Consider the following 727-nt stretch of genomic DNA (forward strand, 5'->3'; position numbering starts at 1 on the left):
CTCGTTGAGCACGGCCACGTAGACCACGAGGGCGGGCAGTCGAATCCGCGCGGGTGGGCGCGCATGCAGCTCGTTGTGCAGCAGCTCTCGCTGGGCGTCGTCGGGTGGCAGGGCGCGCGAGGGCAGGGCAGCGGTCATCCGGGATCCTGTGGCAGGGGTCAGCGCAGCTTGCCCATCAGCCCTTCCATGTTTTCCAGGAAGGCGGTGATGCGGGCGTCGGCGTCGGGGGTGTCTGCGAGCTGCACTTGCAGGTGTTGTTCCATCTGGCAGCGCACCATGCGCAGGTAGGTGCTGTCCAGGGCCTTGCGCACAGCGGCCATCTGCATGGCGATGGCCTGGCAGTCCTCGCCTTCCTCGACCATGCGCTGGATGCCGCGCAACTGGCCTTCAGCCCGTTTGAGGCGGTTGAGGATGTCAGTGCGGTGGCGGTCGTTGTCCAAGGAATCCATGTTCACGCGGCGGAGTGGCGGACGGTCGGGTGGATGGGGGCCCCGTGGGGCAGACCGCGCAGTCTAGGGATACCGGGCGGGGTAAGCAAGCATCGTTCCCCCTTGATGCCCCTCGGACGAGCGCAGGGCTTGCGCTGACTTGACGGGTGTCAACAGGGCGGCGGGTCAGCCCGGGATGAGGACGCTGCTTTGAGGCTGGGCCGGATCGTAGAAGACCCTGATGTGGGCACCAACGGGAAAGGGCGCCAGTTCCCGCTGGACTTCTTCCTTGGTCATGT

At 66.6% G+C, this 727-nt stretch carries 2 protein-coding genes; both read right to left on the reverse strand.

Annotated elements, in window-relative coordinates; all coding sequences use genetic code 11:
- Positions 1-158 precede the first annotated feature (158 nt).
- Entirely contained in the window at positions 159-449 is a 291-nt protein-coding gene (locus tag B2W70_RS01710) for a metal-sensing transcriptional repressor (protein WP_058089469.1), read from the reverse strand.
- 165 nt (positions 450-614) lie between these two features.
- Positions 615-725 carry a DUF3592 domain-containing protein gene (locus B2W70_RS18505; RefSeq protein ID WP_422652306.1) on the reverse strand — a complete coding sequence of 37 codons (111 nt, stop codon included), beginning with the start codon at positions 723-725 and terminating at the stop codon, positions 615-617.
- Positions 726-727 lie beyond the last annotated feature (2 nt).

It is taken from the genome of Aquabacterium sp. UBA2148 (assembly GCF_002328915.1).
Taxonomy (GTDB): Bacteria; Pseudomonadota; Gammaproteobacteria; order Burkholderiales; family Burkholderiaceae_C; genus Aquabacterium; species Aquabacterium parvum.